This window comes from Prauserella sp. PE36 (assembly GCF_003311655.1).
Classification (GTDB): domain Bacteria; phylum Actinomycetota; class Actinomycetes; order Mycobacteriales; family Pseudonocardiaceae; genus Prauserella_A; species Prauserella_A endophytica.
This window is the reverse complement of sequence record NZ_QEQT01000071.1, coordinates 1-26,675: the sequence shown is the minus strand read 5'-3', so window position 1 is coordinate 26,675 and position 26,675 is coordinate 1. Positions and strand designations below refer to the sequence as shown.

Here is a 26,675-nt window from a genome sequence, read left to right as displayed (position 1 = left end):
GCACGATCGGGCTTGCCGCTCGAGTCTGCCGGCCTCCGCCACGTCAGGGCTGTAGACCGCGCTGCACCGGCACGGCGCTCACGACGACATTTCGTCCGGGAGAACCCGAGTCCGATGCCGAGTCCGAGCAGCGCTGCGGCGATCACCAGCCTGGGTCGAGCGGAAGGCAACAATGCTGCTCCCACACCAGCGCCTGGGCGTGCTGGGCAGCAAGGTCGAGCTTGGCGTCGTGTGCTCCTGCCTCATCGATCTCCCGGAGGTGAGAGGTGGTTTCGGCCGAATCTATGCCTTGCGCGTGCCGATGGGCGAGCGACAGCTGTCGCGTTGTGAAGGACGTCCAGTTGACAGCTGTCGCTGGCATGTAGCCGAGCATCGTCGATGCAAGGTAGGTCCACCCGTCCGTACCGGACGCCGGTCTTCGGCAGGGTCTTCTCGTCGGCGGCCTCCACCGGAACTCGTCCAGGGCCGCCCACACCACCTACCCACGACTGAGGCCGCGAACAGGCCCGCGACGACGCGGCGCCCTGCCCTGTCCAGAAGCCATGTCCAACTCCATCGTCGACGGCGGACTCGAACAACCTACGGGGTAGCGTATTTCTCGATCAAGGCCGTCGCGGCCGCCAAAGCATGTACCTCCCGAAGGCCTCGGTCGCGATCGCGTCTGACGGATCCTTCTCGGGCGCCTCGGATCCCGTCCTCGCACTCCTTTCGACACCATCCGGTCACCGCTCGACCTGAGACCGCCGGCCTCGTCGAGCGGAGCTCGCCGATGACGACGCGTTGGCCACCGCACGGCTCGTCGGCGGGTGGTGCTGTCCTCTGTGTCCCGACAGGAGTAGGCGGCGTCGACGTATGGGCCCCGACCGCCAGTGCAAGGCACGATCGACTCGTCGGCCGACCAAGCGACCGCGCCGCCCTGCCGGGTTGATCGGTTCCTGGCGTGGCGGCATAGGGTGTCACCATGGGATTCCTTGGCTGGATCGTGCTCGGCCTGCTGGCGGGTGGCATCGCGAAACTGCTCATGCCGGGCCGTGATCCGGGCGGCTGCATCCTGACGATCCTGCTGGGCGTGGGCGGCGCGCTGCTCGGCGGCTGGATCGGCAAGACCCTGTTCGAGGTGGAGCTGGGCCGCTTCTTCGAGGCACGCACGTGGGGCCTCGCCATTCTCGGCTCCATGATCATCCTGGCGATCTACCGGCTGATCATCGGGTCACCGAGCCGCCGGGACCGCTGAGTACGACTCCGCTGCCGCGCCGGGCTCGGCCGGTCGCGGGGGACCGGTTCCGGCGTGCTGGGACCCGTTGCCCTGGCGGGGGCTGGTACCCGCGACGTGCCGCCGCGGGTACCAGCCGGAGCTTCGCCGACGTCGAGTGGCGGTCAGGACGTGCGCCGTGGAAAGGGGTTCTCCAGTGGCACACCGGTATCCGACAGCTTGGGTGGCGGTAGGTCGGCACTGGAGGCGAGTGGCGCGGCGCCTGCCAGGGGGGCGCCTGCCGGTTCCCGGAGGAAGAGCGTGCTGATCAGGCCGATCACGCCGGCGCCGATGAGGTAGTAGCCTGGCCAGTCGAGGTTGCCCGTGGCCGTCACGCCGACACCGATGACGGTGGGCGCAGTGCCGGCGACGGCCGAGACGAACACGTTGAAGATGATCGCCAGGCTCCCGTAGCGGATAAACGTGGGAAAGAGCGAGGGCAGCGTCGACGGGGTGACGGCCGCGAAGCACACCAGGGCGAAGCCCATGATCAGCAGACCCGCGATCTGGCCCGCCAGCCCGCTCTGGAGCAGCCACACCGACGGCAGGCCGAGCAGGACGAGCGCGACGCTGCCGGTGACGAGGATGGGTTTGCGGCCGATGCGGTCGCTGAGCCGACCGAGTAGCACCACCACGCTGAGCATCACCAGCATGACCGCGACCTGCAGAGTGGTCGACATGGCCTCACTGGTGCCGTGGTGGCCGTGGTCCGGCAGGGTGCCAGTGAGGTAGGTGGGCACATAGTTGGTCAGCACGTAGTTGGTGACGTTCCAGGCGACGACCAGTCCGGCCGCGATCAGCGAGGCCGACCGGTAGTGGGTCAGCAGGATCTGGAACACGCGGCGCAGCGACATCGTGGCCATCGCCGGGGAGCGGTCCATCAGCTGCCGGAACGCCGGAGTCTCCTCCAGCCGGATGCGCAGGTAGATCCCGACAACACCGACCGGAAGCGCGAGCATGAACGGGATCCGCCAGCCCCACGTCAGCAGGTCGTCCTCGGGCAGCACGGCGATCAGGATCGCGCAGACACCGGCGCCGAGGGTGTAACCGACGAGCGTGCCGAATTCGAGCCAGCTGCCGAAGAACCCCCGCCTGCGGTCCGGGGCGTATTCGGCGACGAGGGTGAGGGCGCCGGTGTACTCGCCTCCGGCGGAGAAGCCCTGCAGCATTCTGATGAACAGGACGATGAGCGGCGCCGCGATTCCGATGGTGCCGTAACTGGGGACCAGGCCCAGCAGCACGGTGGCGACCGCCATCAGCAGGACGGTGGCGGCCAGCACTTTCGTGCGGCCGATTCGGTCGCCGAGTGGGCCCAGGATGAAGCCTCCGAATGGGCGGGCCAGGAATGCGGCCGCGAATGTGCCGAGCGTGAAAACCGTCGACCAATCACCGGCGTCCGGAAAGAAAACCCGGTCCAGCGCTACTGCGGCAAGGTAGGAATAAATACCGAAGTCGTACCATTCGGCCACATTTCCCAGCGTGGCCGCCGTGGTCGCTCGGCGGATCGTTCGCTCGTCTTCGATGACTGCCTGGCCGGGCGCTGGCTGATCGGCCACCCCGCTCACCCCGCCGACTCAGCTCGTGTGACCTGCGGAAACAACCTCGAGTGTCGTGGATACATGATCACCCTTGATTCATGAGACGACTGATATATCTGTCGAACGTAATAGATGTGTCATGTGAGCGTCAAGTTAACAGGGGTCTTTACGGGTTCGCCAGCAGTTCGAGCCTGGCGAGGATTTCTTCGGACGCCTGCTTGAGTATGCGGGCGAGGTCCTTGAAATCATCGGGCTGCAGGTGCTCGTCGTAGGCGGACACGCTGAGGGCGCCCGCGATGCGGCCACCAGGCCCTCGGACCGGCACGGCGACGGAGTTGAGCCCGGTCTCCAGCTCGCCGATCGTCGCGGCCCAACCACGATCGCGGACCCTGTTCAGATCCGCCAGCAGTGCGCCGCTGGCCGTGATGGTGTCGGCGGTGAACCGCTGCCGGGGCCGCTCGAGGGCGCCACTGAGCTCCTCGAAGCCGAGGCTCGCCAGTAGCACCTTCCCGGTCGCCGTCGCGTGCAGCGGCATCCGGAGGCCGATCCAGTTCCGCTCCGTGCTCGGTTCCTGGGCCACGGCGGTGGCGCCGCCGCCCTCGAGGACGCTCAGGCTGACCGTCCCCCGCAGCTCGGCGGCGAGCCGGGCGCAGACCGGCCGTCCCTCCTTGGCGATGTCGAGCTGGGCGGCGGTAGCTCCGGCGAGCCGGACGATGCCGAAGCCGAGGCGGTACTTGCCGCGGTTGCCGTCCTGCTCGACGAACCGGAACCTCTCCAGCGTCGCCAGCAGGCGGGCGGTGGTCGACTTGTGGACGCCGAGTGCGTTCGCCACCTCGGTGACGCCCGACGGTCCCCGCTGGGCCAGCAGGGTGAGGATCGACAGTGCCCGGTCGACGGTCTGGCTCGGGGGCTTCGGCTCTGGGATGGCGGTGGTGGGGGCGACGCCGTTGTTGTACATGTTGCAACTCCGAGGCGGCGAGGGCGGCTTCTGTGTTCGGGCGATTGACGGGCCACGGAAACCTAGCTGATGCTCTGTTGCGTATTGCACGGCGTGTTCCGCGATAAGCAACAGGAGCAACGATGATCTTAGTTGGCGCGGTGTCCGAGATTCCCGCTGGAGAGTCTGTACGTGTGCAGGGCCAGGTCGCAATCGCGGTCTTCAACGTGGACGGCGAGTTCTACGCGATCGACGACACCTGCACCCACCAGGACGCATCGCTGTCCGACGGCTGGCTGGAAGGCTGTGCGGTCGAGTGCCCGTTGCACGCCGCGTGCTTCGACCTCCGCACCGGACGCCCGAGCGGACCGCCTGCCCGCAAGCCCGTGCGCACGCACGAGGTGGTCGTCGTGGACGGCCAGGTCTACGTGCACGAGACCATCGGTACCGAGGTCGAGGTGGTCGGCGCGGTCGCGGAAGAGGTCGCCTGATGCGGGCGGTCACCGTCGTCGGCGCGTCGCTCGCCGGGCTCACCGCGGTCCGCGCCTTGCGTGACCAGGGCTACGACGGGCGGATCACCGTCGTGGGTGAAGAGGCGCACGCCCCGTACGACAGGCCCCCGCTGTCGAAGGAGTACCTCGCGGGCACGGTGTCCGAGGCGGATCTCAAGCTGGAGACGCCCGAGGACGCCTCTCTGGGCGCCGACTGGCGCCTCGGCCGGACCGCCACGGCGCTCGACACAGCGGAACGGACCGTGGTGCTCGACGACGGCGAGCGGATCGTCTCCGACGGCGTCGTGCTCGCCACCGGCGCCCGGGCTCGGTGCCTGCCGGGGCAGGCCCTCGACGGGGTGCACACGCTGCGCACTCTCGACGACGCGATCGCCCTGCGCAAGGTGCTCGTTCCCGGTTCGCGCCTCGTGGTGATCGGCGCGGGGTTCATCGGCTCCGAGATCGCGTCGACGGCCGCGGGTATGGGCATCGAGACCGACGTGGTCGAAGCCGAGCCGGTGCCGCTGCGGAAACCGCTGGGCCTGGAGATGGGCCGGCTGTGCGCGCGGCTGCACGCCACGAGGAAGGTCCGGTTGCACACAGGGGCCGGACTGGCCGGGCTGGTCGGGAGCGATCGCGTGACCGCGGTCAGGCTGACCGACGGCCGCGAGCTGCCGGCGGACGTGGTGGTGCTGGGCATCGGTGCCTCGCCGTGCGTGGACTGGCTGATCGGCTCCGGCGTGGAGCTCGCCAACGGGGTGCGCACCGACGCGCGCGGTGTCACGAACATCCCGGAGGTGGTCGCGGTCGGTGACTGCGCCAACTCCGACCGGGCACACGCCGCCGAGCCGATGCGGCTGGAGCACTGGACCAACGCCGTGCAGCAGCCGATCGTCGCGGCGTCCGCCCTGCTGGGCCGGGACTACACCCCGCCCGCGCACCACGGTCTGCCCTACTTCTGGTCGGACCAGTACGGCCACCGGATCCAGTTCGCCGGGCACCGCGCCGAGGACTCCACGGTGGAGGTGCTCGAGGGCGACGTGACGGCGTTCGACTTCCTCGCGGTCTACCGCGACCCGGCCGGCACCCCGGTGGCAGTGCTCGCGATCGACCGCGCCCGCTCGTTCGGCCGCTGGCGCCGCCAGCTCGCCGGACGTCCGTCCACTTCGAACTGACTGACCCGCAGAAAGGATCACCGTGAGTTCCGTCGAAGTCCAGCACCAGCAGCCGGAGCCCGCCACCAGCCTCATCCCGACCCTGCCCGGCGCGCACTACACCGACCCGGCGATCTTCGAGCGCGAGCAGAGCCGGATCTTTCAGCGCCACTGGTTCGCCGCCGCCCGCAGCAGCGACCTGTCCGAGCCGGGCAACTTCCGCACGGTCGACGTCGGAGGGGAGAGCGTGGTGATCGTCCGCGGCCGCGACCGCTCGCTGCGGGCCTTCCTCAATGTGTGCCGTCACCGCGGCGCCCGACTGTGCATGGAGGACTCCGGCACCGTGCGCCGGTCCCTGCAGTGCCCCTACCACGCGTGGACCTACGGCCTCGACGGCTCGCTCGTCGCCGCGCCGAACCTGAACTCGATGCACGACGTCAACCGTGACGAGTACGGCCTCGTCAAGGTCGCGCTGCGCGAGTGGCTCGGCACGGTGTGGGTGTGCCTCGCCGACGAGCCGCCGTCCTTCGCCGACACGGTGCAGGCCGCGGTCTCCGGCAGGCTCGGCGACCACGAGACCATCGAGGAGTGGGGCATCGACGAGCTGGTGGTGGGCCGCCGGATCACCTACGACGTGAAGGCCAACTGGAAGCTGATCGTCGAGAACTTCATGGAGTGCTATCACTGCGCGACGATCCACCCCGAGCTGACCGAGGTGCTGCCCGAGTTCGCCGACGGCTACGCCGCCCAGTACTTCGTCGGGCACGGCGCCGAGTTCGGTGAGGAGATCAGCGGCTTCACCGTCGACGGCCAGGGCGGCTTCGGCAAGCTCGCCGGGGTCGGGGAGAGCCACGACCGCCGCTACTACGCGATCACCGTCAACCCGCAGGTCTTCATCAACCTGGTGCCCGACCACGTCATCTTCCACCGGATGTACCCGATGGCCGTGGACCGGACGGTCGTCGAATGCGACTGGCTCTACACGCAGGACGTCATCGACAGCGGTGCCGACCTGAGCAAGTCGGTGGAGCTGTTCCACCGGGTCAACCAGCAGGACTTCGACGCCTGCGAGCGGTGCCAGCCCGCGATGTCGTCGAAGGCCTACGCCGCGGGCGGAGTGCTGGTGCCCAGCGAGCACCACATCGGCGAGTTCCGCGACTGGGTCGCGGACGCGATCTCGGACTGAATCCGGCGAACGAGGACGACGTTGTCTGACGAAGAGGCCGGCCTGAGGGTCGGCAAGGCCGCCACCCGCGCCGCCGGACTGAAGGCGGTGCGGGTGTCGGTGGCGAGGGCACTGCGGCAGATGGGCGCGGTGAAGTCGGCGAAGAACCTGCTGACGCTCAACCAGGAGAACGGGTTCGACTGCATGTCGTGCGCGTGGCCCGATCCGCTGGATCACCGGCACACGGCCGAGTTCTGCGAGAACGGCGCCAAGGCGGTGTCCTGGGAGGGGCAGCGGGAGGTCGTCGGCCCCGAGTTCTTCGCCCGGCACCCGATCGCCGACCTCGAACAGCGGAGCGGCTACTGGCTGGAGCGCCAGGGGCGGCTGGTGCACCCCATGGTGCGCCGCGACGGCGGCGACCGGTACGAGCCCATCACCTGGGACGCGGCCTTCGCGCTGGTCGCCGAGCACCTGTCCGGCTTGGCCGATCCGGACGAGGCGCTGTTCTACACCTCGGGCCGCGCGTCCAACGAGGCCGCGTTCCTCTACCAGCTGTTCGCCCGCGTGTTCGGCACCAACAACCTGCCCGACTGCAGCAACATGTGCCACGAGTCCACGTCCGTTGGCCTCGCGAGGACGATCGGCGTGGGCAAGGGCACGGTGTCGCTGGAGGACCTGCACGAGGCCGAGCTGATCGTCATCTCCGGGCAGAACCCCGGCACGAACCATCCGCGGATGCTGTCCGCGCTGGAGAAGGCCAAACGCCGGGGCGCGCGGATACTGGCGATCAACCCGCTGCGCGAGGCGGGCCTGCTCAGGTTCAACAACCCGCAGACCGCCCGTGGCCTCACCGTCGGCACCGAACTGGCCGACCGGTACCTCCGGATCCGGTCCAACGGTGATCTCGCGCTGTGGCAGGCGTTCGGGCACCTGCTGTTGCGTGCGGGCGCCGTGGACTGGGACTTCGTCGAGCGGCACACCACGGGGTTCGCCGCGTGGCGCGAGCACATCGGGCGACTCGACTGGGCGCGGGTTCTCGAGGCGACGGGCCTGTCCCGCGCGGAGATCGAGTCCGCGGCCGAGCTGCTGATGGGCTCGAGGCGGACCGTGCACTGCTGGGCGATGGGCATCACCCAGCACCGCAACTCGGTCGCCACCATCCAGGAGTTCGTCAACGTGGCCCTGCTGCAGGGCATGATCGGTAAGCCCGGCGCGGGGCTCTGCCCGGTGCGCGGGCACTCCAACGTCCAGGGCGACCGCACCATGGGCATCTGGGAGAAGGTGCCGGACTCCTTCCTCGACGCGCTGGGGGCCGAGTTCGGCTTCGCGCCGCCGCGTGCGCACGGGCGGGACGCGGCGGGCGCCGTCCGCGCGCTCCGCGACGGGCGGGCGAAGGTGTTCGTCGGGCTGGGTGGCAATTTCGCCTCGGCGATGTCGGACACCGAGGTGACCGAGGCGGCGCTGCGCTCGGCCGCCCTCACCGTCCAGATCTCCACCAAACTCAACCGCAGCCACGTCGCGGCCGGACGGGACGCGCTCATCCTGCCCGCGCTGGGGCGCACCGAGCGCGACCACACCGGTGGCCGGGTACAGCGGATCACGGTGGAGGACTCGATGTCGGTCGTGCACGCCTCCCGCGGGCGCGCGAAGCCGGCGGGCGCGCTGCTGCGGTCCGAGGTGGACATCATCTGCGGGATCGCACACGCCACGCTCGGCGCCCGGCACGGTATCGACTGGCCGTCGTTCGCCGGCGACTACGCGCTGATCCGCGAGCGCATCGGCCGGGTCGTGCCCGGCTGTGAGGACTACGAGGAGAAGCTCCGCCACGGCACCGCGTTCACTCTGCCGCATCCACCACGCGACAGCCGCACGTTCCCGACGCCCGAGGGAAGGGCGGTGTTCACGGTCAACCCGCTGGACGTGCTGTCGGTGCCCGAGGGGCGGCTCGTGCTGCAGACGTTGCGCAGTCACGACCAGTTCAACACCACTGTCTACGGGCTCGACGACCGCTATCGCGGCATCTCCTCGGGCCGTCGCGTGGTGTTCGTCAGCCAGGCCGATCTCGACGAGCTCGGCCTGGCGGCGGGGGAGCGGGTCGACCTCGTCTCGGAGTGGGACGACGGCCGAGAGCGGCGGGTCCGCGGCTTCCGGACCGTCTCCTACGACACGCCGAAGGGCTGCGCGGCCGCGTACTACCCGGAGACCAACCCGCTGGTCCCGCTCGACTCGCAAGCCCTCGAATCCGGCGCACCGACCTCGAAAGCCGTCGTCGTGCGCCTCGAACCCGCCTGACGCGCGACAGAAAGAGGAGAGACCACATGGCGCGGAACCCCCGAGTCGGCTCGCCCGAGAGGGGCTGGCCCGTCTCCGTCGCGCCCGTCGTCGTCCCCGCCCTCCTGCCCGGTGAGGCCGTGGTGCGGGTGCAGGCGTGCGGGGTGCTCGGGCCTCGACACGATCGCGCGTTGCCGAGCCTGCCGGACGACGCCGTCGTCCGCACCGGGCACGGCGATCAGACCTCGATCGGAGAGGAGGTGCCGGAACTGTCCGAGTGGATTAGCCGGGGATACTGAGCCGCTTCCCGCACGGTATTGACCGGCGCCACAGTGGGCCTTAACGTGGCCCGTAATTGATATATCAGTCCGCCGAAAAAGATATGACGGGAGTTGGGCCGCATGTCCGTAACCGTTGATCGCGAGGAGACGCGGAGTCCCGAGCGGGTGCTCGGCCTGCCCCTGGCGGAGGCCGACCCTGAGGTCCACCGGCTGGTCAACCTGGAGGTGGCCCGCCAGCGCGGCACCCTGGAGATGATCGCGAGCGAGAACTTCGCTCCGCTGAGCGTCCTGGAGGCCCAGGGCTCGGTGCTGACCAACAAGTACGCCGAGGGCTACCCGGGGCGTCGCTACTACGGCGGCTGCGAGCACGTGGACGAGGTGGAGCAGCTGGCGATCGATCGCGTGCGGGCACTGTTCGAAGCCGAGTTCGCCAACGTCCAGCCGCATTCGGGCGCGCAGGCCAACGCGGCGGTGCTGGCGGCCCTGCTCTCGCCGGGGGACACCTTCCTCGGCCTGGACCTCGCGCACGGCGGGCACCTGACCCACGGAATGCGCCTGACCTTCTCCGGCAGGTACTTCGACGCCGTGCCCTACCACGTGCGCGAGGACGATCACCTGGTCGATCTGGCCGAGGTCGAGCGGCTGGCGCACGAGCACCGGCCGAAGCTGATCATCGCGGGCTGGTCGGCCTACCCCCGGCACCTCGACTTCGCGGAGTTCCGGCGGATCGCCGACGAGGTCGGCGCCTACCTGATGGTGGACATGGCGCACTTCGCCGGTCTGGTCGCCGCCGGACTGCACCCGTCCCCGGTGCCGTACGCGGACGTGGTCACCTCCACCACGCACAAGACGCTCGGCGGCCCCCGCGGCGGCGTGATCCTGGCGCGGCGGGAACTGGCCAAGAAGCTCAACTCCAGCGTGTTCCCCGGACTGCAGGGCGGGCCGCTGGAGCACGTGATCGCGGCCAAGGCGGTGGCGTTCAAGCTCGCCGGGGAACCGGCCTTCCGCCTTCGCCAGGAGCGCACGCTGGCCGGGGCGCGGATCCTCGCCGAGCGGCTGCTTCGAGAGCCCGGCGTCGGCGTGGTGTCCGGCGGCACCGACGTCCACCTGGTGCTGGTCGACCTCCGGCATTCCGAACTGGACGGCAAGACCGCCGAGGACCGGCTGCACCGCGTGGGGATCACGGTGAACCGCAACGCCGTGCCGTTCGACCCTCGCCCGCCGATGGTCGCTTCCGGCGTGCGCATCGGTACGCCGGCACTGGCCGCCCGCGGGTTCGGTGACGCCGAGTTCGCCGAGGTCGCCGACATCATCGCGCTGGCGCTGCGCCCCGAGACCGGTGACGCCGAGCTGGCCGAGCTGGCCGACAGGGTCGGCGCGCTCGCCGACCGCCACCCCCTCTACCCGGAGTTGCAGGCATGAACACGGCGACGAACCCACCGGGCGCGGACCTGCCCGAGCACCCCGACTTCCTCTGGCGCAACCCCGAGCCGAGGAAGAACTACGACGTGGTGATCGTCGGTGGCGGCGGACACGGCCTCGCGACCGCGCACTACCTCGTGAAGAACCACGGCATCACCAACGTGGCGGTGCTGGAGAAGGGTTGGCTCGCGGGCGGCAACATGGCCCGCAACACCACCCTGATCCGGTCGAACTATCTGTGGGACGAGTCGGCGGCGATCTACGAGCACTCCCTGAAGCTGTGGGAGGGCCTGGAGGACGACCTCGGCTACCCGATCCTCTTCTCCCAGCGCGGGGTGCTGAACCTGGCGCACACCGAACAGGACATCCGCGACTCCGTCCGCCGGGTCGAGTCCAACAAGCTCAACGGCATCGACGCGGAGTGGCTCGGGCCGGAGGAGGTCAAGCGCATCTGCCCGATCGTCAACATCTCCGCCGACATCCGCTACCCGGTGCAGGGCGCGACCTACCAGCCGCGCGCGGGCATCGCCAAGCACGACTACGTCGCCTGGGGCTTCGCGCGACGGGTCGACGAGGCCGGTGTCGACCTGATCCAGGACTGCGAGGTCACCGGGTTCACCGTGGACGGTGACCGGGTCACCGGGGTGCGCACGACCCGCGGCGACCTCGGCTGCGGCACCGTCGCGCTCTGCGCCGCCGGGCACACGTCGGTGCTGCTGGACCGGCTGGGCGTGCGCACGCCGCTGCAGTCGCACCCCCTGCAGGCGCTGGTCTCCGAGCTCCTGGAGCCGGTGCACCCGACGATCGTCATGTCCAACGCCGTGCACGTGTACGTCTCCCAGGCGCACAAGGGCGAGCTGGTGATGGGCGCGGGCGTGGACTCCTACAACGGGTACGGGCAACGCGGCGCCTTCCACATCATCGAGCGGCAGATGGCCGCCGCGGTGGAGCTGTTCCCGGTGTTCGCCCGCGCGCACCTGCTCCGGTCGTGGGCGGGCATCGTCGACGTCACCCCGGACGCGAGCCCGATCGTCGGGCACACCCCGTACGAGAACGTGTTCGTCAACGCCGGGTGGGGGACCGGCGGGTTCAAGGCGACGCCGGGCATCGGCTGGTGCTACGCGCACACCATCGCGCACGGCGAGCCACACCCCTACGTCAAGCCGTTCAGCCTGGACCGGTTCACCACCGGCGCACTGGTCGACGAACACGGCGCCGCGGCCGTGGCCCACTGAAACACGAGGACTGCCATGCAACTCATCCACTGTCCCTGGTGCGGCCCCCGCGAGGAGGTCGAGTTCCACTACGGCGGGCAGGCCGAGATCACCTATCCCGAGCGGCCGGCCGAACTGTCCGATCAGGACTGGGCAGAGTACGTCTTCTACCGCGACAACCCGAAGGGCCCGTTCGCCGAGCGGTGGAGCCACAGCGCGGGCTGCCGCCGCTGGTTCAACGCCCTGCGCGACACGCACACCTACCGGTTCCTGGGCACCGCCAAGCCCGGCGAGCCATTGCCGAACACGCAACGGAACACGGAGGTGCGGGTATGAGCCGCCACCGGCGCACCGACTCCCGCGGAGGCGGCATGAGCAGGGTCCACGGTTACGGCCGGATCGACCGCGGCCGCATGCTCACCTTCACCTTCGACGGCCGCACCTACACCGGGCACCCCGGTGACACGCTCGCCTCGGCACTGCTCGCGAACGGCGTGCACCTGGTCGGCTCCAGCGTCAACCTGGGCCGCCCGCACGGCATCAGTGCGGCGTGGACCGAGGACGCGACAGCGCTGGTGCAGATCGAGAAGCCGTTTCCCGAGCCGATGCTGCAGGCCACCACCGTCGAGCTCGTCGACGGCCTGGTCGCCCACGGCGTCAACGGGCAGGGGCGGCTCGCCGACACCGCCGATCCGGCCCGGTACGACCGCAAGCACACGCACACCGACACGCTGGTGATCGGCGCCGGTCCGGCCGGGCTGCTGGCCGCGCTCGCCGCCGCGAGGGCGGGGGAGGACGTCGTGCTGGTCGACGACCGGCCCGTCGCGGGCGGGAGCCTCACCGGCACCGAGGTCATCGACGGCCGCCCCGCGCTCGGCTTCGTGGCCGACGTCGTCGCCGAGCTGGCGCGGCTCGGGGTCCGGCACCTCCAGCGCACCACCGCGTTCGGCCAGTACGACGACGGCTTCGTGCTCGCGCTGGAGCGGCGGACCGACCACCTCGGCGCCGACGCGCCCGCGCACCGCAGCCGTCAGCGGGTGCACCGCATCCGCGCGCTGAAGGTCGTGGTCGCCACGGGCGCGCAGGAACGGCCGATCGTCTTCGAGGACAACGACCGGCCCGGCGTCATGCTCGCCTCGGCGGCGCGGGACTACCTGCACCGCTACGGCGTGCTCGCTGGCAGGGAGGTCGTGGTCTTCACCTCCGACGACGCCGCCTACGCGGCCGCGCTCGACCTGGCGGGAGCGGGTGCGCGGGTGACCGTTCTCGACGCCAGGGACACGCTGCCGCCCGAGTGGGCAGCCCGTGCGGCCGAGGCCGGCGTCCCCGTGCATCCGTCGACGATCGTCACGGGGACCGAGGGCGAGGAGCGGGTGCGCGCCGTGCTCGCCCATGGCGTCGACGGCAGCGTGCGGCTGCCCGCGGACCTGCTGCTGGTCTCCGGCGGCTGGAACCCGGTGGTGCACCTGTTCAGCCATGTCAGGGGAGCGCTGGCCTACGACCCGGAGCTCGGCTCGTTCCGGCCCTCGGGCTCGCTGCCCGGGGTCATCGTGATCGGCGCCGCCAACGGAACCCTGGACCTGGCCGGTGTGCTGCGGGAGGGCGGCGGCCCGGACGCGCCGGAGGCCGGTCCGGAACCGGCCCGTACGCCGACCAAGGTCGTGTGGCGCACCGACGGCGATCCGGGCAGGCAGTTCGTCGACATCCAGCGCGACGCCACCGTGGCCGACATCGGGCGCGCGGTGGGCGCCGGGCTTCGCTCGGTGGAGCACGTCAAGCGCTACACCACCATCGGCACCGCGCACGACCAGGGCAAGACCTCCGGGGTGCTCGCCTCGGGCATCACCGCGGAACTGCTGGGTGCGCGGATCGAGGATCTCGGCACCACCACGTTCCGCCCGCCGTACACGCCGGTGGCCTTCGCCGCGCTCGCCGGCCGCGCCCGGGGCAGCCTGTTCGATCCCGAGCGGACCACGCCGCTGCACGACTGGCACGTCGAGGCGGGCGCGGTGTTCGAGGACGTCGGGCAGTGGAAGCGCGCGCGGTACTACCCGGAGCCGGGGGAGGACATGGACGCCGCGGTGCTGCGCGAGTGCGCGGCGGCCCGCTCGGGTGTGGGCATCCTCGACGGGTCCACTCTGGGCAAGATCGACGTTCAGGGCCCGGACGCCGCGGTGTTCCTCGACCGGCTCTACACCAACATGATGAGCACGCTGAAGGTCGGCAGGGTCCGCTACGGGGTCATGTGCGGCAACGACGGCATGGTGCTCGACGACGGCACCGTGCTGCGGATCGACGAGAACCGGTACCTGGTCACCACCACCACCGGCGGCGCGGCCACGGTGCTGGACTGGATGGAGGAGTGGCTCCAGACGGAATGGCCGGAGCTGCGCGTGCACCTGACCTCGGTCACCGAGCAGTGGTCGGTGTTCCCGGTCGTCGGCCCGCGTTCCCGCGACGTGGTCGGCGAGGTCTTCCCCGAGTTGGACGTCAGCGCCGACGCGTTCCCGTTCATGTCGTGGCGCGACACCACGCTCGACGGCGTGCCCGTGCGTGTCGCCCGGATCTCGTTCTCCGGTGAGCTCGCCTACGAGGTGAACGTCAACTCGTGGTACGCCCCGGCGCTGTGGGAAAGGCTCCTCGCGGCGGGGGAGCGGTACGGGATCACCCCGTACGGCACCGAGACCATGCACGTCCTGCGCGCCGAGAAGGGCTATCCGATCATCGGGCAGGACACCGACGGCACGGTGACCCCGCAGGACCTCGGCATGAGCTGGGCGGTGTCGAAGAAGAAGGAGGACTTCGTCGGCAAGCGCTCGTTCTCCCGGCCGGAGAACCACAACCCGTTGCGCAAGCAGTTCGTCTCGCTGTTGCCCATCGACGGCCGCACGAAGCTGCCCGAGGGCTCGCAGATCGTCGAGCTGTGCGAGAACGGCAGTCTGCCGGAGCCGCCGGTGCCGATGCTCGGGCACGTCACGTCCAGCTACCTCAGCGCGGAACTGGGGCGCCCGTTCGCGCTGGCGCTGGTGAAGAACGGTCGCGCCCGGATCGGGGATCTGGTGCACGTGCCGGTGAACGGCGCGCTCGTACAGGCCCAGATCGGCGACACCGTGCTGATCGACCGGGAGGGAGCACGCCGCGATGGCTGACATCCTGTACCGCACCCACCCGCTGGAGAACCGGCGCGCGGCGCTGGCCGAGCTGTCCGGCCGGGTGGAGGGGCTGACCGTGTATCCGGAGGACCCGGTCGCCGCCGTGGACCTGCGCGTCGACCCGGCAGGGCCAGGCGCCGACGCGGTCGGCCGTGCGCTCGGCACGGCTCTTCCCGTCGAGCCCAACACCTGGACCCACACCGTCGACGGCCAGCTCGTCTGGCTCGGGCCCGACGAGTGGCTGGTGACCAGCGCGGGTGCCGATCCGCAGGAGTTCGAGCGGGAGCTGGGCTGGGTCGTCTCGGCCTATGACGGCTCGGCCGTCGACGTCTCCGCGCAGCGCACGAGCCTGCGCCTGCACGGGGGTCTCGCCCGCGAACTGCTGTCGCTGGGCTGCGCCTTGGACCTGCGCCCGTCGGCGTTTCCCGCGGGCGCGTGCGCGCAGACGTACGTCGGCCAGACCGTGGTGCTGCTGCTCGCGCTCGGCCCCGACGACTTCCGCCTGTTCGTCCGACAGTCCTTCGCGGGCTACCTCGCCGACTGGGTGCTCGACGCAGCCGAGGAATTCCGCGCTTTCCCTTAGGAGGTCCACATGAGCACGACCCCCCGCGTTGTCATCATCGGAGCCGGGATCGTCGGTGCGAACCTGGCCGACGAGCTCACCGTGCGCGGCTGGCACCAGGTCACCGTGGTCGACCAGGGGCCACTGCCGCTCACCGGCGGCTCCACCTCGCACGCCCCCGGCCTCGTCTACCAGACCAACGGCTCCAAGACGATGACGGAGTTCGCCACCTACACCGTCGAGAAGTTCCTCGGCCTCGACGTCGATGGCGCCTGGTGCTTCAACCAGGTCGGTGGCCTCGAGGTCGCGACCACTCCCGAGCGCCTGGCCGACCTGCACCGCAAGCAGGGCTGGGCGATCTCGAGGGGCGTGCCCGCGGAGGTGGTCGACCCCGCGCGGTGCAAGGCACTGCATCCGTTGCTGGACCAGGAGAAGGTGCTCGGCGGCCTGCACACACCCACCGACGGTCTCGCCAAGGCCGCCCGCGCCGTGGTCGCACTGGCCCGCCGTGCCGAGTCGCGCGGTGCGGTGTTCCGCGGCTCCACCCGCGTCACCGAGGTGCTCCAGCAGGGCGGCCGGGTGACCGGCGTGCGCACCGACGCCGGGGACGAGATTCCCGCCGACATCGTGGTGTCCTGCGCCGGGTTCTGGGGCCGCGCGGTCGGCGAGCTGGTCGGCATGACGGTGCCGCTGCTGCCGCTGGCCCACCAGTACGTCCGAACCGGGCAGCTCGCCGAGCTCGTCGGCCGCAACGACGAGCACATCGAGGCGCGCATGCCGATCCTGCGGCACCAGGACCACGACCTGTACTACCGCGAGCACAACGACTGCCTCGGCATCGGCACCTACGCCCACCGCCCGATGCCCGCGCGGCTGGCCGACCTGCCCGAGGTCGACGACAGCGGCATGGGCGAGCAGGCCATGCCGTCGATGCTGCCGTTCACCGAGGAGGACTTCGCGCCGTCCTGGGAACACAGCAGGAACCTCCTGCCCGCGCTGCGCGAGGCCAAGGTGGAGACCGGGTTCAACGGCGTGTTCTCGTTCACGCCGGACGGCGGCCCGCTGGTCGGAGAGTCGCCCGACGTGGCCGGGTTCTGGGTCGCCGAGGCGGTGTGGGTCACGCACTCCGCCGGGGTGGCGAAGGCGGTCGCCCAGCTACTCGTCGACGGCCGCAGCGAGGTCGAGCTGCACGGCTGCGACGTCAACCGCTTCGACGAGATCCAGACGACCGACGCCTACGTGAACGAGACGGCGCAGCGCAACTTCGTGGAGATCTACGACGTGCTGCACCCGCTGCAGCCCAAGCTCTCCCCGCGCGAGCTGAAGGTCAGCCCGTTCTACGCACAGCAGAAGGACCTCGGAGCGTTCTTCCTCGAGGCGAACACCTGGGAACGGCCGCACTGGTACGAGGCCAACGCCCGGCTGGTCAAGGACCTGCCGCCGGAGTGGCAGCCGCCGTCCCGGGACGCGTGGTCGGCGATGTTCCACTCGCCGATCGCCGCCGCGGAGGCGTGGAAGACCCGCACCGCGGTCGCGCTCTACGACATGACCCCGCTCAAGCGGATCGAGGTGTCCGGCCCCGGGGCCACGGAGTTCCTGCAGCGGTTGACCACCGGCAAGATGGACAAGTCCGTCGGCTCGGTCACCTACACGCTGATGCTCGACCAGGGCGGCGGAATCCGCTCGGACCTGACCGTGGCCCGGCTCGGCGACGACCGCTACCAGGTCGGCGCCAACGGCAACCTGGACCTGGACTACCTGCTGCGCCAGGCGCCCGACGACCACAGCGTGCGGGTCCGCGACATCACCGGCGGCACGTGCTGCATCGGCGTGTGGGGTCCGCTCGCGAGGGACCTCGTGCAGCCGCTTAGCGACGACGACTTCTCCCACGAGGGACTGAAGTACTTCCGCCTGCGACACGCGCACATCGCCGGCATCCCGGTGACCGCGATGCGACTGTCCTACGTGGGCGAGCTCGGCTGGGAGATCTACACCAGCGCCGAGCACGGCAGGCGGCTGTGGTCCGTGCTGTGGGAGGCGGGGCAGGCGCTGGGCGTCATCGCGGCCGGGCGCGCGGCCTTCAACAGCCTGCGTCTGGAGAAGGGCTACCGGTCCTGGGGCACCGACATGACGACCGAGCACAACCCCTACGAGGCGGGCCTCGGCTTCGCGGTGAACAAGAAGAAGACCGGCTACGTCGGCCACGAGGCGATCGCCGGCCTGGAACACGAGACCCCGGCCCGGCGGCTCACCTGCCTCACCGTCGACGACGGGCGGAGCGTGGTGCTCGGCCACGAACCGGTGTTCCTCGACGGGGAGGTGGCCGGGTACGTCACCTCGGCCGCGTTCGGCCACACGATCGGCAAGCCGATCGCCTACGCCTGGCTGCCGTCGTCTGCGGTGGAGGGCACACCAGTGGAGATCCAGTACTTCGACCGCAAGGTGCGCGCCACCGTCACGGCCGAGCCGCTGGTCGACCCGGACATGACTCGCATCCGCCGCTGAAAGGGCCCGAAGGTCATGCGTACCTATCCTATCGAGACCTATTTGGACAATCTCGCCGCCCGGACCCCGGCCCCGGGCGGCGGGGCGAGCGCCGGGTTGCATCTGGCCCAGGCAGCCGCGCTGCTCGGCATGGTCGCCCGCTACAGCGACGGCGAGAAGTACGCCGAGCACGCCAGGAGCATCACCGCGATCAGGGAGACCGCCGACAATCTGCGCGAGTGGGCGCTTAGTCTGTCCGAAGAGGACATCGAGGCCTTCGGCGGCGTCGGTGCGGCCTATGGTCTTCCCCGGTCCACGGCCGAGGAGAAGTCCGCACGGAAGCAGGCCATCGCCGAGGCGCTCGTCGAGGCGGGGCGGGTTCCCGCCAAGGTGGTCGCGGCCGCCGAGGCGGCCGTCGGGCTGGCCGAGCAGCTCCTGCCCATCGGCAACCGCAACGTCGTCACCGATGTCGCCGCCGCGGCGGACGCGGCCAGGGCGGCGGCCACCACCGCCCGGGTCAACGTGGAGGTCAACCTCGCGGGAATCAGCGACGAGGTGGAACGGTCCGAGCTGCTGGAGGCCATCGCCACGGTGGACGACATCGCGCTGCGGGCAGACAAGGTGACCGCCGCCGTGCGGGAGGTGATCGCCCGATGACCAGCCAGCTGGCCACCACGACCGTCGTTTCCGGCACGGGGCTGGCCCGTGACCTCCGCGCGGAGGTCACGAGCGCCGCGGCGGACCTGACCGCGGCGGGAAACCCGCCGCAGCTGGCCGTGGTGGTCGCCACGGCCGACGAGTCGACGGCCTGGTACGTCCGCTCGATCAGGGGCGCGGCGACCAAGACCGGGATCCGGTGCAGCGTCGTGGACCTGGGGCCGGATGCCCCGCCAAGCCGGATCGGCGCCACGCTCTCCGCGCTGAGCGCCGATCCCGAGGTGCACGGCATCATGTTGCAGACACCGCTCCCGGACGGGGCACGCTTCGCGGACCTGACGGCGTCGATCAGCCCCGAGAAGGACGTCGACGGCGCGAACCCGGTGTCGCTGGGTCGACTCGGCGCCGGGCTCACCGCGTTCGCTCCGGCCACCGCGGCGGCGGTGCTCGCCCTGCTGGACCATTACGAGGTCCCGCTCGCGGGGCGGCACGCCGTGGTCGTCGGACGGTCCACCGTGGTCGGCAAGCCCGCCGCCCAGCTGCTGCTTCGCCGCGACGCCACGGTCACCGTGTGCCACCGCCACACCTCGGATCTCGCCGAGCACACCGCTAGGGCGGACGTGCTCGTGGTGGCGGTGGGCCGGACGGGTCTCATCACCGCCGAGCACGTCCGGCCAGGGGCCATGGTGATCGACGTCGGCACCAACCCCACCGACGACGGTGGCCTGGCCGGTGACGTGGATGCCGCCGCGGTGAGCGGGCTCGCGGGCGGCCTGACCCCGGTGCCGGGCGGCGTGGGACCCGTGACCACGGCCCTGCTGCTGCGCCACACCGTGGAGTCCGCCGCGCGGAGGTCGCCATGACCGGGGTGCGCAGTGAAGGCCACCCTGCCTGCGTTCAACGCAGTGATGGTGGCCTTCACTGCACCGCCGCCGTCGCGGACCTCCTCCCGGTCCGCGCGCCGGGGACCCGTCCGCTGGTGTGCGGGATCGTCAACGTGACCCCGGATTCCTTCTCCGACGGCGGCTCCTTCGCGGACCCGGACGCGGCGGCCGACCACGCGCTGCGGCTGATCGACGAGGGCGCCGACCTGGTCGACATCGGTGGGGAGTCGACGCGGCCGGGTGCCCATCCGCCGTCCGTGGCCGAGGAACTCGCCAGGGTGGTTCCCGTGATCGAACGCCTGACGGGCAGGACGGGCACCCCGCTGTCGGTCGACACCTCCAGGCCGGAGGTGATGCGGGCCGCCGTGGCCGCCGGGGCGTCGCTGATCAACGACGTGCGGGCGCTGCGTTACCCCGGCGCTCTCGACGCGGCCGCGGAGCTGGGAGTGCCCGTGTGCCTGACCCATATGCTGCGGCCGCCGCACCTCATGCAGCGGAACCCGGCCTACGCCGACGTGCTGTCCGAGGTGGCGGAGTTCCTGCGGGAGCGGATGGATGCTTGTGCCGGTGCGGGAATTCCCCGTGAGCACCTGATCGTCGATCCGGGGTTCGGCTTCGGCAAGACGCTGGAGCACAACCTGGAGCTGCTGCGCTCGCTCGCGGTGTTCACCGAGCTGGGCGCGCCGGTGATGGTCGGCCTTTCGCGCAAGGCGATGCTCGGGCGGCTCACCGGGCGGCCGGTCCGGGAGCGGGTGAGCGCGTCGGTCACCGCCGCCGTGCTGGCCGCGCAGCGCGGGGCGCGGATCCTGCGGGTACACGATGTGGCGGCGACCAGCGATGCGCTCGATGTGCTCGCCGCGGTGGGGTAGCGGGGTGCGGCCCGGGCGCTCAGATGATCGCCCGGACCGCCTTCTCGAAGCCCGTGACGTGGTCGCGGGCGATGTGCTCGGCTTCGGCGCCCTTGCCGTCCGCGATCGCCAGCAGCAGGCCGACGTGCTCGCCGATGTGCCGGTCGAAGTGCGCGATCCGGTCGAGGAACAGGCAGAAGATCCTGGTGGCGAGGTTGTGGTAGCGCACCAGCGTGTCCTCGAGGTGCGGGTTGCCCGCGGCGCGGTAGATCGCCCGATGCACCCGCAGGTCCCAGTGCATCAGCTCGGTGCGCTCCAAGGTGTGCACGTCCTTGTGCCGGATCGTCTCGGCCAGCTCGGCCAGGCCCGCGCGCGTCGCGTCACCCGAGCTCTCGGCCGCGCGGCGGGCCGCCAGCGGCTCCAGCTGCACGCGGATCTCGGAGATGTAGGCGAGATCGGTGATGTCGACGCCGGTGGCGAACGTGCCGCGGCGCGGGTAGGAGACGACCAGCCGGTCGACCTCGAGGCGTTTGAGCGCTTCCCGGACGGGCGTGCGGCCCATGTCGAGGGACTCGGCCACCGCGACGTCGTCGATCGGGGACATGGGCGGGATGTCGAGCATGATCAGCCGGTCCTGGATCGCGGCGTACGCGCGGTCGGCCAGCGAGGCCTGTGGCTGCTCGAGCTCGTGAGGTGCCGTCGTCACATGGTCATCATACGTCGTGACATCCAGAGCGTCAGACAGTGTCGCATATTGATATATCAAGCGGAGGGCTGAATGACCATCTCGGTGTTCGACCTGTTCAAGGTGGGGATCGGGCCTTCGAGTTCACACACCGTCGGCCCCATGCGTGCCGCTTACCTGTTCGTCAGCCGACTCAGTGCGTCCGGCCGGCTCGCCCGCACGGCGCGCGTGCGCTGCGAGTTGTTCGGCTCGCTCGGGGCGACCGGTCACGGCCACGGCAGCGTCAAGGCGGTGGTGCTCGGACTGGCGGGAGAGCAGCCCCACCTGGTCGATCCGGTGGCCGCCGACCCGGCGGTCGTCGCCGTGAGCACGACAGGGCGGCTCAGTCTCGGCGGGAAGCACGAGATCGGCTTCTCCGTCGACGACGACGTGGTGCTGCACCGGCGCAAGCGGCTCGACTTCCACAGCAACGGCATGCTCTTCGTCGCCTGCGACGCCGACGGCGCCGAGCTCGACCGCCGCGAGTACTACTCGGTCGGCGGCGGCTTCGTGCTGGACGAAGACGAGGCCGGGAACCCCGTTCTGGTCGAGGACTCCACCCCGGTCCGCTACCCGTTCACCACCGGGGACGAACTGCTCGAGCTGACCAGGGAGACCGGTCTCCGGATCAGCGACATCATGCTCGCCAACGAGCAGGCGTGGCGCGGGGAGCCCGAGATCAGGGCCGGGCTGCTGCACATCTGGTCGGTGATGCGCGAATGCGTCGAACGCGGCACGCACACCGGTGGAACACTGCCCGGCGGGCTCAGGGTTCGCCGCAGGGCCGCCGCGCTCCGCGCTCGACTCGAGTCCGGTGTGGACGATCTGGACCCCTTGCACGCCATGGAATGGGTGACGCTCTTCGCGCTCGCGGTGAACGAGGAGAACGCGGCGGGCGGGCGCGTGGTCACCGCGCCCACAAACGGTGCCGCCGGCATCGTGCCCGCCGTGCTGCACTACTGCGCCCGCTTCCTGCCGTACTTCGACGACGACCACATCGTCCGGTTCCTGCTCACCGCGGGCGCCATCGGCCTGCTGTTCAAGGAGAACGCATCCATCTCCGGTGCCGAGGTCGGCTGCCAGGGCGAGGTGGGCTCGGCCTGCTCCATGGCCGCGGGCGGTCTCGCGGAGGTCCTCGGCGGCTCGCCCGAGCAGGTGGAGAACGCCGCGGAGATCGGCATCGAGCACAACCTGGGCCTGACCTGCGACCCGGTCGGCGGCCTGGTGCAGATTCCGTGCATCGAGCGCAACGCGGTGGCCTCGGTCAAGGCCATCACAGCGGCTCGGATGGCGGTGCGGGGTGACGGCGCCCACCACGTGTCATTGGACAAGGCGATCAAGACCATGCGCGAGACGGGCGCGGACATGAAGGACAAGTACAAGGAGACCGCCCGTGGCGGGCTCGCTCTCAACATCGTCGAGTGCTGAGGAGAACCCATGACTGACACCATCACCCTCACCCTGAGCTGCCCCAACCGCACCGGCATCGTGCGGGCGGTCAGCGGATACCTATTCGAGCAGGGCTGCGACATCGCCGAACACCGGCAGTTCGACGACGCCGTGCGCGACCGGGTGTTCATGCGGACGCAGGTGAGCGCGCCCGAGGGCACGGACCTCGATCGTCTCTCCGCCGGCTTCGCACCCGTCGCCGCCGAGTTCCAGATGACCTACGAGTTCAGCGCCGACCGCAGTGCCCGGATCCTGGTCATGGTCTCGAAGCTCGGGCACTGCCTCAACGACCTGATCTTCCGCTGGCGGGCAGGCAGCCTGGGCGCCGACATCGTGGCCGTGGTGTCCAACCACGAGGATCTGCGGCCGATGGCCGAGTCGGCCGGGCTTCCGTTCATCCATGTGCCGGTCACCGCGGAGACGAAGGACGCCGCAGAGGCGCGCCTGCTGCGACTCGTCGAGGACTACGAGGCCGAGCTGGTGGTGCTGGCCCGTTACATGCAGATCCTCTCCGACGCCACCAGCAAGGCGCTGCACGGGCGCGCGATCAACATCCACCACTCGTTCCTGCCCGGGTTCAAGGGCGCCAAGCCCTACCACCAGGCCTACGAGCGGGGCGTCAAACTCGTCGGTGCCACCGCACACTACGTCACGTCCGATCTGGACGAAGGCCCGATCATCGAGCAGGAGGTGATCCGGATCGATCACACCTACGACCCGCGTGCGCTGCAGACCGTCGGCCGCGACGCCGAGGCGCTCGCGCTGTCCCGCGCGGTGCGCTGGCACTGCGAACGGCGGGTGCTGCTCAACGGCCACAGCACGGTCGTCTTCCCCTGACACCGGTATAGCGCGGGTTGTCGAGGATCGCTCGGACCGCGCTTGCCTGCCAGCCATCGGCGAGCCGGTGCAGGTTCTGCTCACGCCGGTGGGCCGACGGGAAGGGGATGCCGTCGCGCTCGAGGACGTTGGCGATAGCTGTGTCGCATGTTTCGGGACGTGTCCCATGAGCGTCTCTGCGCGGGTCGGGATTGGTTTTCGCCTGTCCTGGCGGGCTATCCCGGTGGTCCGTCAGCGGGACACCGGGATAGCCCTTACGCGAAGGTTCTCCCGATGGCCCGCCTTATTCCGAACAGTGGGGATAATGCGCCCCCACGCGTATCCACTCGAGATCCGGCGAGTTCTCTATACCACGAACATGATCGAATCACTCAACGCCCGGCTGCGTAAAGCCACCCGCAACCGCGGCGCCTTCCCCTCCGAACAAGCAGCGCTGAAGACTCTCTACCTCACCATCCGAACCATGACCCGGTCGGACGGAGCCAACGGCATCACCCGATCCGACGGCTGGAAAGCTACCCTGAACGCGTTCGCCATCCAGTTCGGCGACCGTATCAACATCAACAGGTAGGCCACGGCCTTACACAGTTGATCTGCCGCTCCCGGACACAGTCCCCTCTGCTTCTTCGATTGTGCGTTGGAGCCTGTTCATGCCTGCGAGCCAACGGTCGGTATCGGTCGCTCGTGCCCGGTAGTAGTCGCCGGCTTCGGGGTGGGGGAGGATGAGGAATCGGTCGTCCGCGAAGGCCTCGACGACAGTGTCGGCGACTTGGTCGGCGTGGATGGCGGTCGCTTCCATGATGAGTTGCTCGCCGGGGCCGGCGTTGGCGAGCATGTTGGTGCGGACGCCTTGCGGGCAGAGTGCCTGAACGGTGATGCCCCGGTGCCGGTAGGTGGCCTGGAGCCATTCGGCGAAACCGAGTGCGGCGTGTTTGGTGACGGAGTAGGCGGCCGAGCCGAGCATGGTGAGCAGTCCGGCGGCGGAAAGTGTCGCCAGGAAGCGGCCGCGGCCCTGCTCCAGCCAGGTGGGCACGAGCAGTCTGGCGGCGCGGACATGGGCCATGACGTTGACGTTCCATGCGTGTTGCCACGTGTCCTCGGCGGTCTCCGGCCCGCCGTGCGGAGCGACTCCCGCGTTGGCGACGAACAGGTCGATGGTGCCGAGCGCCTCGACGGACGTCGCGATCAGTCGTTCGACGCCGTCCGCAGTGGCGGCATCACCGACGACCGCGATCCCTCCGACCTCGGCCGCGACGGACTGGGCACTGTCGCCGTCGAGGTCAGAGATCACCAGTCGTGCGCCTTCGTCGCGAAACCGGCGTGCCATCGCGGCGCCGATCCCGGCGCCACCACCGGTGATCACCACGCCCGCTCCGCGCAGTTCGAAGCTCATAGCCCGCCTCCGAGTGTCGCGCCTCCGTCGATCACCATGGTCTGCCCGGTGATCCACCCGGCGTCCGGGGAGAGCAGGAAGGCGACCGTGCCGGCGATGTCCTCCGGAGCTCCGAGCCGGCGCAGGGGGTAGGCGGCGGCCAGCCGTGCCTCCCGGCCGTCGTACAGGGCGGCGGAGAAGTCGGTCTTCACGATGCCGGGTGCCACGGCGTTCACCCGGATTCCCGGCCCGAGTTCGGTGGCGAGCTCGGTGGTCAGCCGGATCAGCGCCGCTTTGCTGACGCCGTACATGCCAATGCCGGGGGAAGCCCGCAGGCCTCCGATGGACGCGACGTTGACGACCGAGCCGCCGTGCTGTCCCATCCAGACGTCGCGTGCCTGGCGGGTCCATGCCAGTGGCGCGAGCACGTTGACCGCGAGAATCTTGGCGGCGGCGCCGGGATCGATGTCGGTGACCGGTCCGTGGACCGGATTGATCGCGGCGTTGTTGACCAGCATGTCGACGCTGCCGAAGGCGGCGAGGGTCTTGGCGAACACCTCGGCGCGGTGCTCACTGTCCGCGGACTTGCCGGCAACGCCTATGGCGCTGCCGGGTCCGCCGAGTTTCTCGACCGCCTCGGCGAGTGGTTCCGCGTGGCGCGCGGTGATGCAGACTCTCGCGCCGCGTCGCACCAGTTCCGCGGCGATCGCGAGACCGATGCCCCGGCTGGCTCCGGTGATGATCGCGGCGCGCCCGTCCAGTTGCTGATCCGTTGTCATCCGACCTCTCCGTGCTGTTTCAGTTCGCGGCGGGCGAGTGAGCGTTTGTGGACTTCGTCGGGTCCGTCGGCCAGGCGGAGCATGCGGGCGGCTGCCCAGAGTTCGGCGAGGGGGAAGTCCTGTGAGACGCCGCCGGCGCCGTGGGTTTGGATGGCTTTGTCGAGGATCCATTCGACGGAGGTGGGGGTGGCGATCTTGATGGTCTGGATCTCGGTGTGGGCGCCTTTGTTGCCCTGGGTGTCCATGAGCCAGGCGGTCTTGAGCACGAGCAGTCGTAGCTGTTCCACGCGTACGCGTGCCTCGGCGATCCATTCCTGGATCACGCCTTGCTGGGCGAGGGTTTTGCCGAAGGCTTCGCGGGCGGTGGCTCTGCGGCACATCAGTTCGATGGCGCGTTCGGCCATGCCGATCAGGCGCATGCAGTGGTGGATGCGGCCGGGGCCGAGGCGGGCCTGGGCGATGGCGAAGCCGCTGCCTTCTTCGGCGATCAGGTTGTCGGCGGGTACGCGGGCGTTGTCGAAGACGACCTCGGCGTGGCCGCCGTGGTCGCCGTCGGTGTAGCCGAACACGTGCATGCCGCGTTTGATGTGCACGCCGGGGGTGTCCCTGGGCACCAGGATCATGCTCTGCTGCCGATGTGGTTCGGCGTCGGGGTCGGTTTTGCCCATCACGATGAAGATCCGGCAGTTCGGGTTCATCGCGCCGGAGATGTACCATTTGCGCCCGTTGATCACGTAGTCGGTGCCGTCGCGGCGGATGCGGGTGGCGATGTTGCGCGCGTCGGAGGAGGCGACGTCGGGTTCGGTCATCGCGAACGCCGAGCGGATCTCCCCGTCCAGCAACGGTTGCAGCCACTGTTCGCGCTGCTTTTCGTTGCCGAACATGGCGAGCACTTCCATGTTGCCGGTGTCCGGGGCGGCGCAGTTGAGCGCGGTCGGGGCGAGCGAGGGGCTGCGGCCGGTGATCTCGGCCAGCGGCGCGTACTGCAGGTTGGTCAGCCCCGCGCCGTGTTCCCCGGGCAGGAAGAAGTTCCACAGCCCGCGCTTGCGTGCCTCGGCCTTGAGCTCCTCGACCACCGGCACGCTGGTCCACGGGTTCTCGCGTTCGGCGAGCTGCTCGTGGAACACCGGCTCGGCGGGGTAGACGTGCTCGTCCATGAACGCCAGCAGCTTCTCCCGCAGCTCTTCCGTCGTGGCGTCGAA

25 protein-coding genes are annotated in these 26,675 nt (G+C 70.1%); 18 read left to right on the top strand and 7 right to left on the bottom strand.

Going from position 1 to position 26,675, the window contains the following annotated elements:
- The first annotated feature begins 961 nt into the window (after positions 1 to 961).
- Positions 962 to 1,234: a GlsB/YeaQ/YmgE family stress response membrane protein gene (locus DI005_RS19035; RefSeq protein ID WP_112273930.1), complete on the top strand. Its 273-nt coding sequence runs from the start codon at positions 962 to 964 to the stop codon at positions 1,232 to 1,234.
- 143 nt (positions 1,235 to 1,377) lie between these two features.
- Here DI005_RS19035 and DI005_RS19030 read toward each other — a convergent pair whose 3' ends face one another.
- Both DI005_RS19030 and DI005_RS19025 read right to left on the bottom strand, forming a co-directional pair.
- Positions 1,378 to 2,808: an MFS transporter gene (locus DI005_RS19030; RefSeq protein ID WP_233520201.1), complete on the bottom strand. Its 1,431-nt coding sequence runs from the start codon at positions 2,806 to 2,808 to the stop codon at positions 1,378 to 1,380.
- A gap of 148 nt (positions 2,809 to 2,956) precedes the next feature.
- Entirely contained in the window at positions 2,957 to 3,748 is a 792-nt protein-coding gene (locus tag DI005_RS19025; protein WP_112273926.1) for an IclR family transcriptional regulator, read from the bottom strand.
- A gap of 122 nt (positions 3,749 to 3,870) precedes the next feature.
- Between DI005_RS19025 and DI005_RS19020 the strand changes: the two genes are divergently transcribed.
- The 14 genes from DI005_RS19020 to folP all read left to right on the top strand — a co-directional run bounded on the left by DI005_RS19020 (position 3,871) and on the right by folP (position 20,333).
- On the top strand, positions 3,871 to 4,218 hold the full coding sequence (locus DI005_RS19020; protein ID WP_112273924.1) for a bifunctional 3-phenylpropionate/cinnamic acid dioxygenase ferredoxin subunit: 348 nt from the start codon (positions 3,871 to 3,873) through the stop codon (positions 4,216 to 4,218).
- Positions 4,218 to 5,393 carry an NAD(P)/FAD-dependent oxidoreductase gene (locus tag DI005_RS19015; protein WP_113642991.1) on the top strand — a complete coding sequence of 392 codons (1,176 nt, stop codon included), beginning with the start codon at positions 4,218 to 4,220 and terminating at the stop codon, positions 5,391 to 5,393. The genes DI005_RS19020 and DI005_RS19015 overlap by 1 nt, the downstream gene beginning before the upstream one ends.
- Positions 5,394 to 5,415: 22 nt before the next feature.
- The gene (locus DI005_RS19010; protein ID WP_112273920.1) at positions 5,416 to 6,558 is read left to right on the top strand and encodes an SRPBCC family protein; all 1,143 of its coding nucleotides are present in this window, start codon (positions 5,416 to 5,418) and stop codon (positions 6,556 to 6,558) included.
- Positions 6,559 to 6,579: 21 nt separating this feature from the next.
- The gene (locus DI005_RS19005) at positions 6,580 to 8,829 is read left to right on the top strand and encodes an FdhF/YdeP family oxidoreductase (protein ID WP_113642990.1); all 2,250 of its coding nucleotides are present in this window, start codon (positions 6,580 to 6,582) and stop codon (positions 8,827 to 8,829) included.
- A gap of 26 nt (positions 8,830 to 8,855) precedes the next feature.
- The gene (locus DI005_RS39715; protein ID WP_112273918.1) at positions 8,856 to 9,107 is read left to right on the top strand and encodes a hypothetical protein; all 252 of its coding nucleotides are present in this window, start codon (positions 8,856 to 8,858) and stop codon (positions 9,105 to 9,107) included.
- A gap of 102 nt (positions 9,108 to 9,209) precedes the next feature.
- The gene (gene glyA / locus DI005_RS18995) at positions 9,210 to 10,511 is read left to right on the top strand and encodes a serine hydroxymethyltransferase (RefSeq protein ID WP_113642989.1); all 1,302 of its coding nucleotides are present in this window, start codon (positions 9,210 to 9,212) and stop codon (positions 10,509 to 10,511) included.
- The gene (locus DI005_RS18990) at positions 10,508 to 11,746 is read left to right on the top strand and encodes a sarcosine oxidase subunit beta family protein (RefSeq protein ID WP_113642988.1); all 1,239 of its coding nucleotides are present in this window, start codon (positions 10,508 to 10,510) and stop codon (positions 11,744 to 11,746) included. The genes glyA and DI005_RS18990 overlap by 4 nt, the downstream gene beginning before the upstream one ends.
- 15 nt (positions 11,747 to 11,761) lie before the next feature.
- Entirely contained in the window at positions 11,762 to 12,061 is a 300-nt protein-coding gene (locus DI005_RS18985) for a sarcosine oxidase subunit delta (RefSeq protein WP_112273915.1), read from the top strand.
- 35 nt (positions 12,062 to 12,096) lie between these two features.
- Positions 12,097 to 14,874, top strand: a complete 2,778-nt coding sequence (locus DI005_RS18980; protein ID WP_113643028.1) for a 2Fe-2S iron-sulfur cluster-binding protein — start codon at positions 12,097 to 12,099, stop codon at positions 14,872 to 14,874.
- Entirely contained in the window at positions 14,867 to 15,460 is a 594-nt protein-coding gene (locus DI005_RS18975) for a sarcosine oxidase subunit gamma (protein WP_112273914.1), read from the top strand. Before DI005_RS18980 ends, DI005_RS18975 begins: the two co-directional genes overlap by 8 nt.
- A gap of 9 nt (positions 15,461 to 15,469) precedes the next feature.
- Entirely contained in the window at positions 15,470 to 17,944 is a 2,475-nt protein-coding gene (locus DI005_RS18970) for an FAD-dependent oxidoreductase (RefSeq protein ID WP_113642987.1), read from the top strand.
- A gap of 15 nt (positions 17,945 to 17,959) precedes the next feature.
- Positions 17,960 to 18,580: a cyclodeaminase/cyclohydrolase family protein gene (locus tag DI005_RS18965; protein ID WP_112273912.1), complete on the top strand. Its 621-nt coding sequence runs from the start codon at positions 17,960 to 17,962 to the stop codon at positions 18,578 to 18,580.
- Positions 18,577 to 19,443, top strand: coding sequence for a bifunctional 5,10-methylenetetrahydrofolate dehydrogenase/5,10-methenyltetrahydrofolate cyclohydrolase (locus DI005_RS18960; protein ID WP_113642986.1), 867 nt, complete (start codon positions 18,577 to 18,579; stop codon positions 19,441 to 19,443). Before DI005_RS18965 ends, DI005_RS18960 begins: the two co-directional genes overlap by 4 nt.
- A gap of 134 nt (positions 19,444 to 19,577) precedes the next feature.
- Positions 19,578 to 20,333, top strand: a complete 756-nt coding sequence (gene folP, locus DI005_RS18955) for a dihydropteroate synthase (RefSeq protein WP_233520200.1) — start codon at positions 19,578 to 19,580, stop codon at positions 20,331 to 20,333.
- A 19-nt stretch (positions 20,334 to 20,352) separates the two neighbouring features.
- Here the strand turns inward: folP and DI005_RS18950 are convergent, their stop codons facing one another.
- Positions 20,353 to 21,018, bottom strand: coding sequence for a GntR family transcriptional regulator (locus DI005_RS18950; protein ID WP_112273907.1), 666 nt, complete (start codon positions 21,016 to 21,018; stop codon positions 20,353 to 20,355).
- Positions 21,019 to 21,090: 72 nt separating this feature from the next.
- Between DI005_RS18950 and DI005_RS18945 the strand changes: the two genes are divergently transcribed.
- Both DI005_RS18945 and purU read left to right on the top strand, forming a co-directional pair.
- The gene (locus tag DI005_RS18945; RefSeq protein ID WP_113642984.1) at positions 21,091 to 22,464 is read left to right on the top strand and encodes an L-serine ammonia-lyase; all 1,374 of its coding nucleotides are present in this window, start codon (positions 21,091 to 21,093) and stop codon (positions 22,462 to 22,464) included.
- Positions 22,465 to 22,473: 9 nt separating this feature from the next.
- The gene (gene purU, locus DI005_RS18940) at positions 22,474 to 23,322 is read left to right on the top strand and encodes a formyltetrahydrofolate deformylase (RefSeq protein ID WP_112273903.1); all 849 of its coding nucleotides are present in this window, start codon (positions 22,474 to 22,476) and stop codon (positions 23,320 to 23,322) included.
- Here purU and DI005_RS18935 read toward each other — a convergent pair.
- Positions 23,291 to 23,431: a recombinase family protein gene (locus DI005_RS18935; protein ID WP_233520207.1), complete on the bottom strand. Its 141-nt coding sequence runs from the start codon at positions 23,429 to 23,431 to the stop codon at positions 23,291 to 23,293. The genes purU and DI005_RS18935 overlap by 32 nt on opposite strands.
- A gap of 57 nt (positions 23,432 to 23,488) precedes the next feature.
- On the opposite strand from DI005_RS18935, the gene DI005_RS18930 reads away from it, so the two are divergent.
- Positions 23,489 to 23,893: a transposase gene (locus DI005_RS18930; protein ID WP_112273901.1), complete on the top strand. Its 405-nt coding sequence runs from the start codon at positions 23,489 to 23,491 to the stop codon at positions 23,891 to 23,893.
- Positions 23,894 to 23,902: 9 nt separating this feature from the next.
- On the opposite strand, the gene DI005_RS18925 is transcribed toward DI005_RS18930, so the two are convergent.
- The 3 genes from DI005_RS18925 to DI005_RS18915 all read right to left on the bottom strand — a co-directional run.
- Complete coding sequence (locus DI005_RS18925; protein WP_113642983.1) at positions 23,903 to 24,715, bottom strand: SDR family oxidoreductase; 813 nt, start codon at positions 24,713 to 24,715, stop codon at positions 23,903 to 23,905.
- On the bottom strand, positions 24,712 to 25,473 hold the full coding sequence (locus DI005_RS18920) for an SDR family oxidoreductase (protein ID WP_112273897.1): 762 nt from the start codon (positions 25,471 to 25,473) through the stop codon (positions 24,712 to 24,714). The genes DI005_RS18925 and DI005_RS18920 overlap by 4 nt, the downstream gene beginning before the upstream one ends.
- The coding region (locus DI005_RS18915) for an acyl-CoA dehydrogenase family protein (RefSeq protein ID WP_113642982.1) at positions 25,470 to 26,675 on the bottom strand (1,206 nt) is incomplete at its 5' end. The genes DI005_RS18915 and DI005_RS18920, both read right to left, overlap by 4 nt.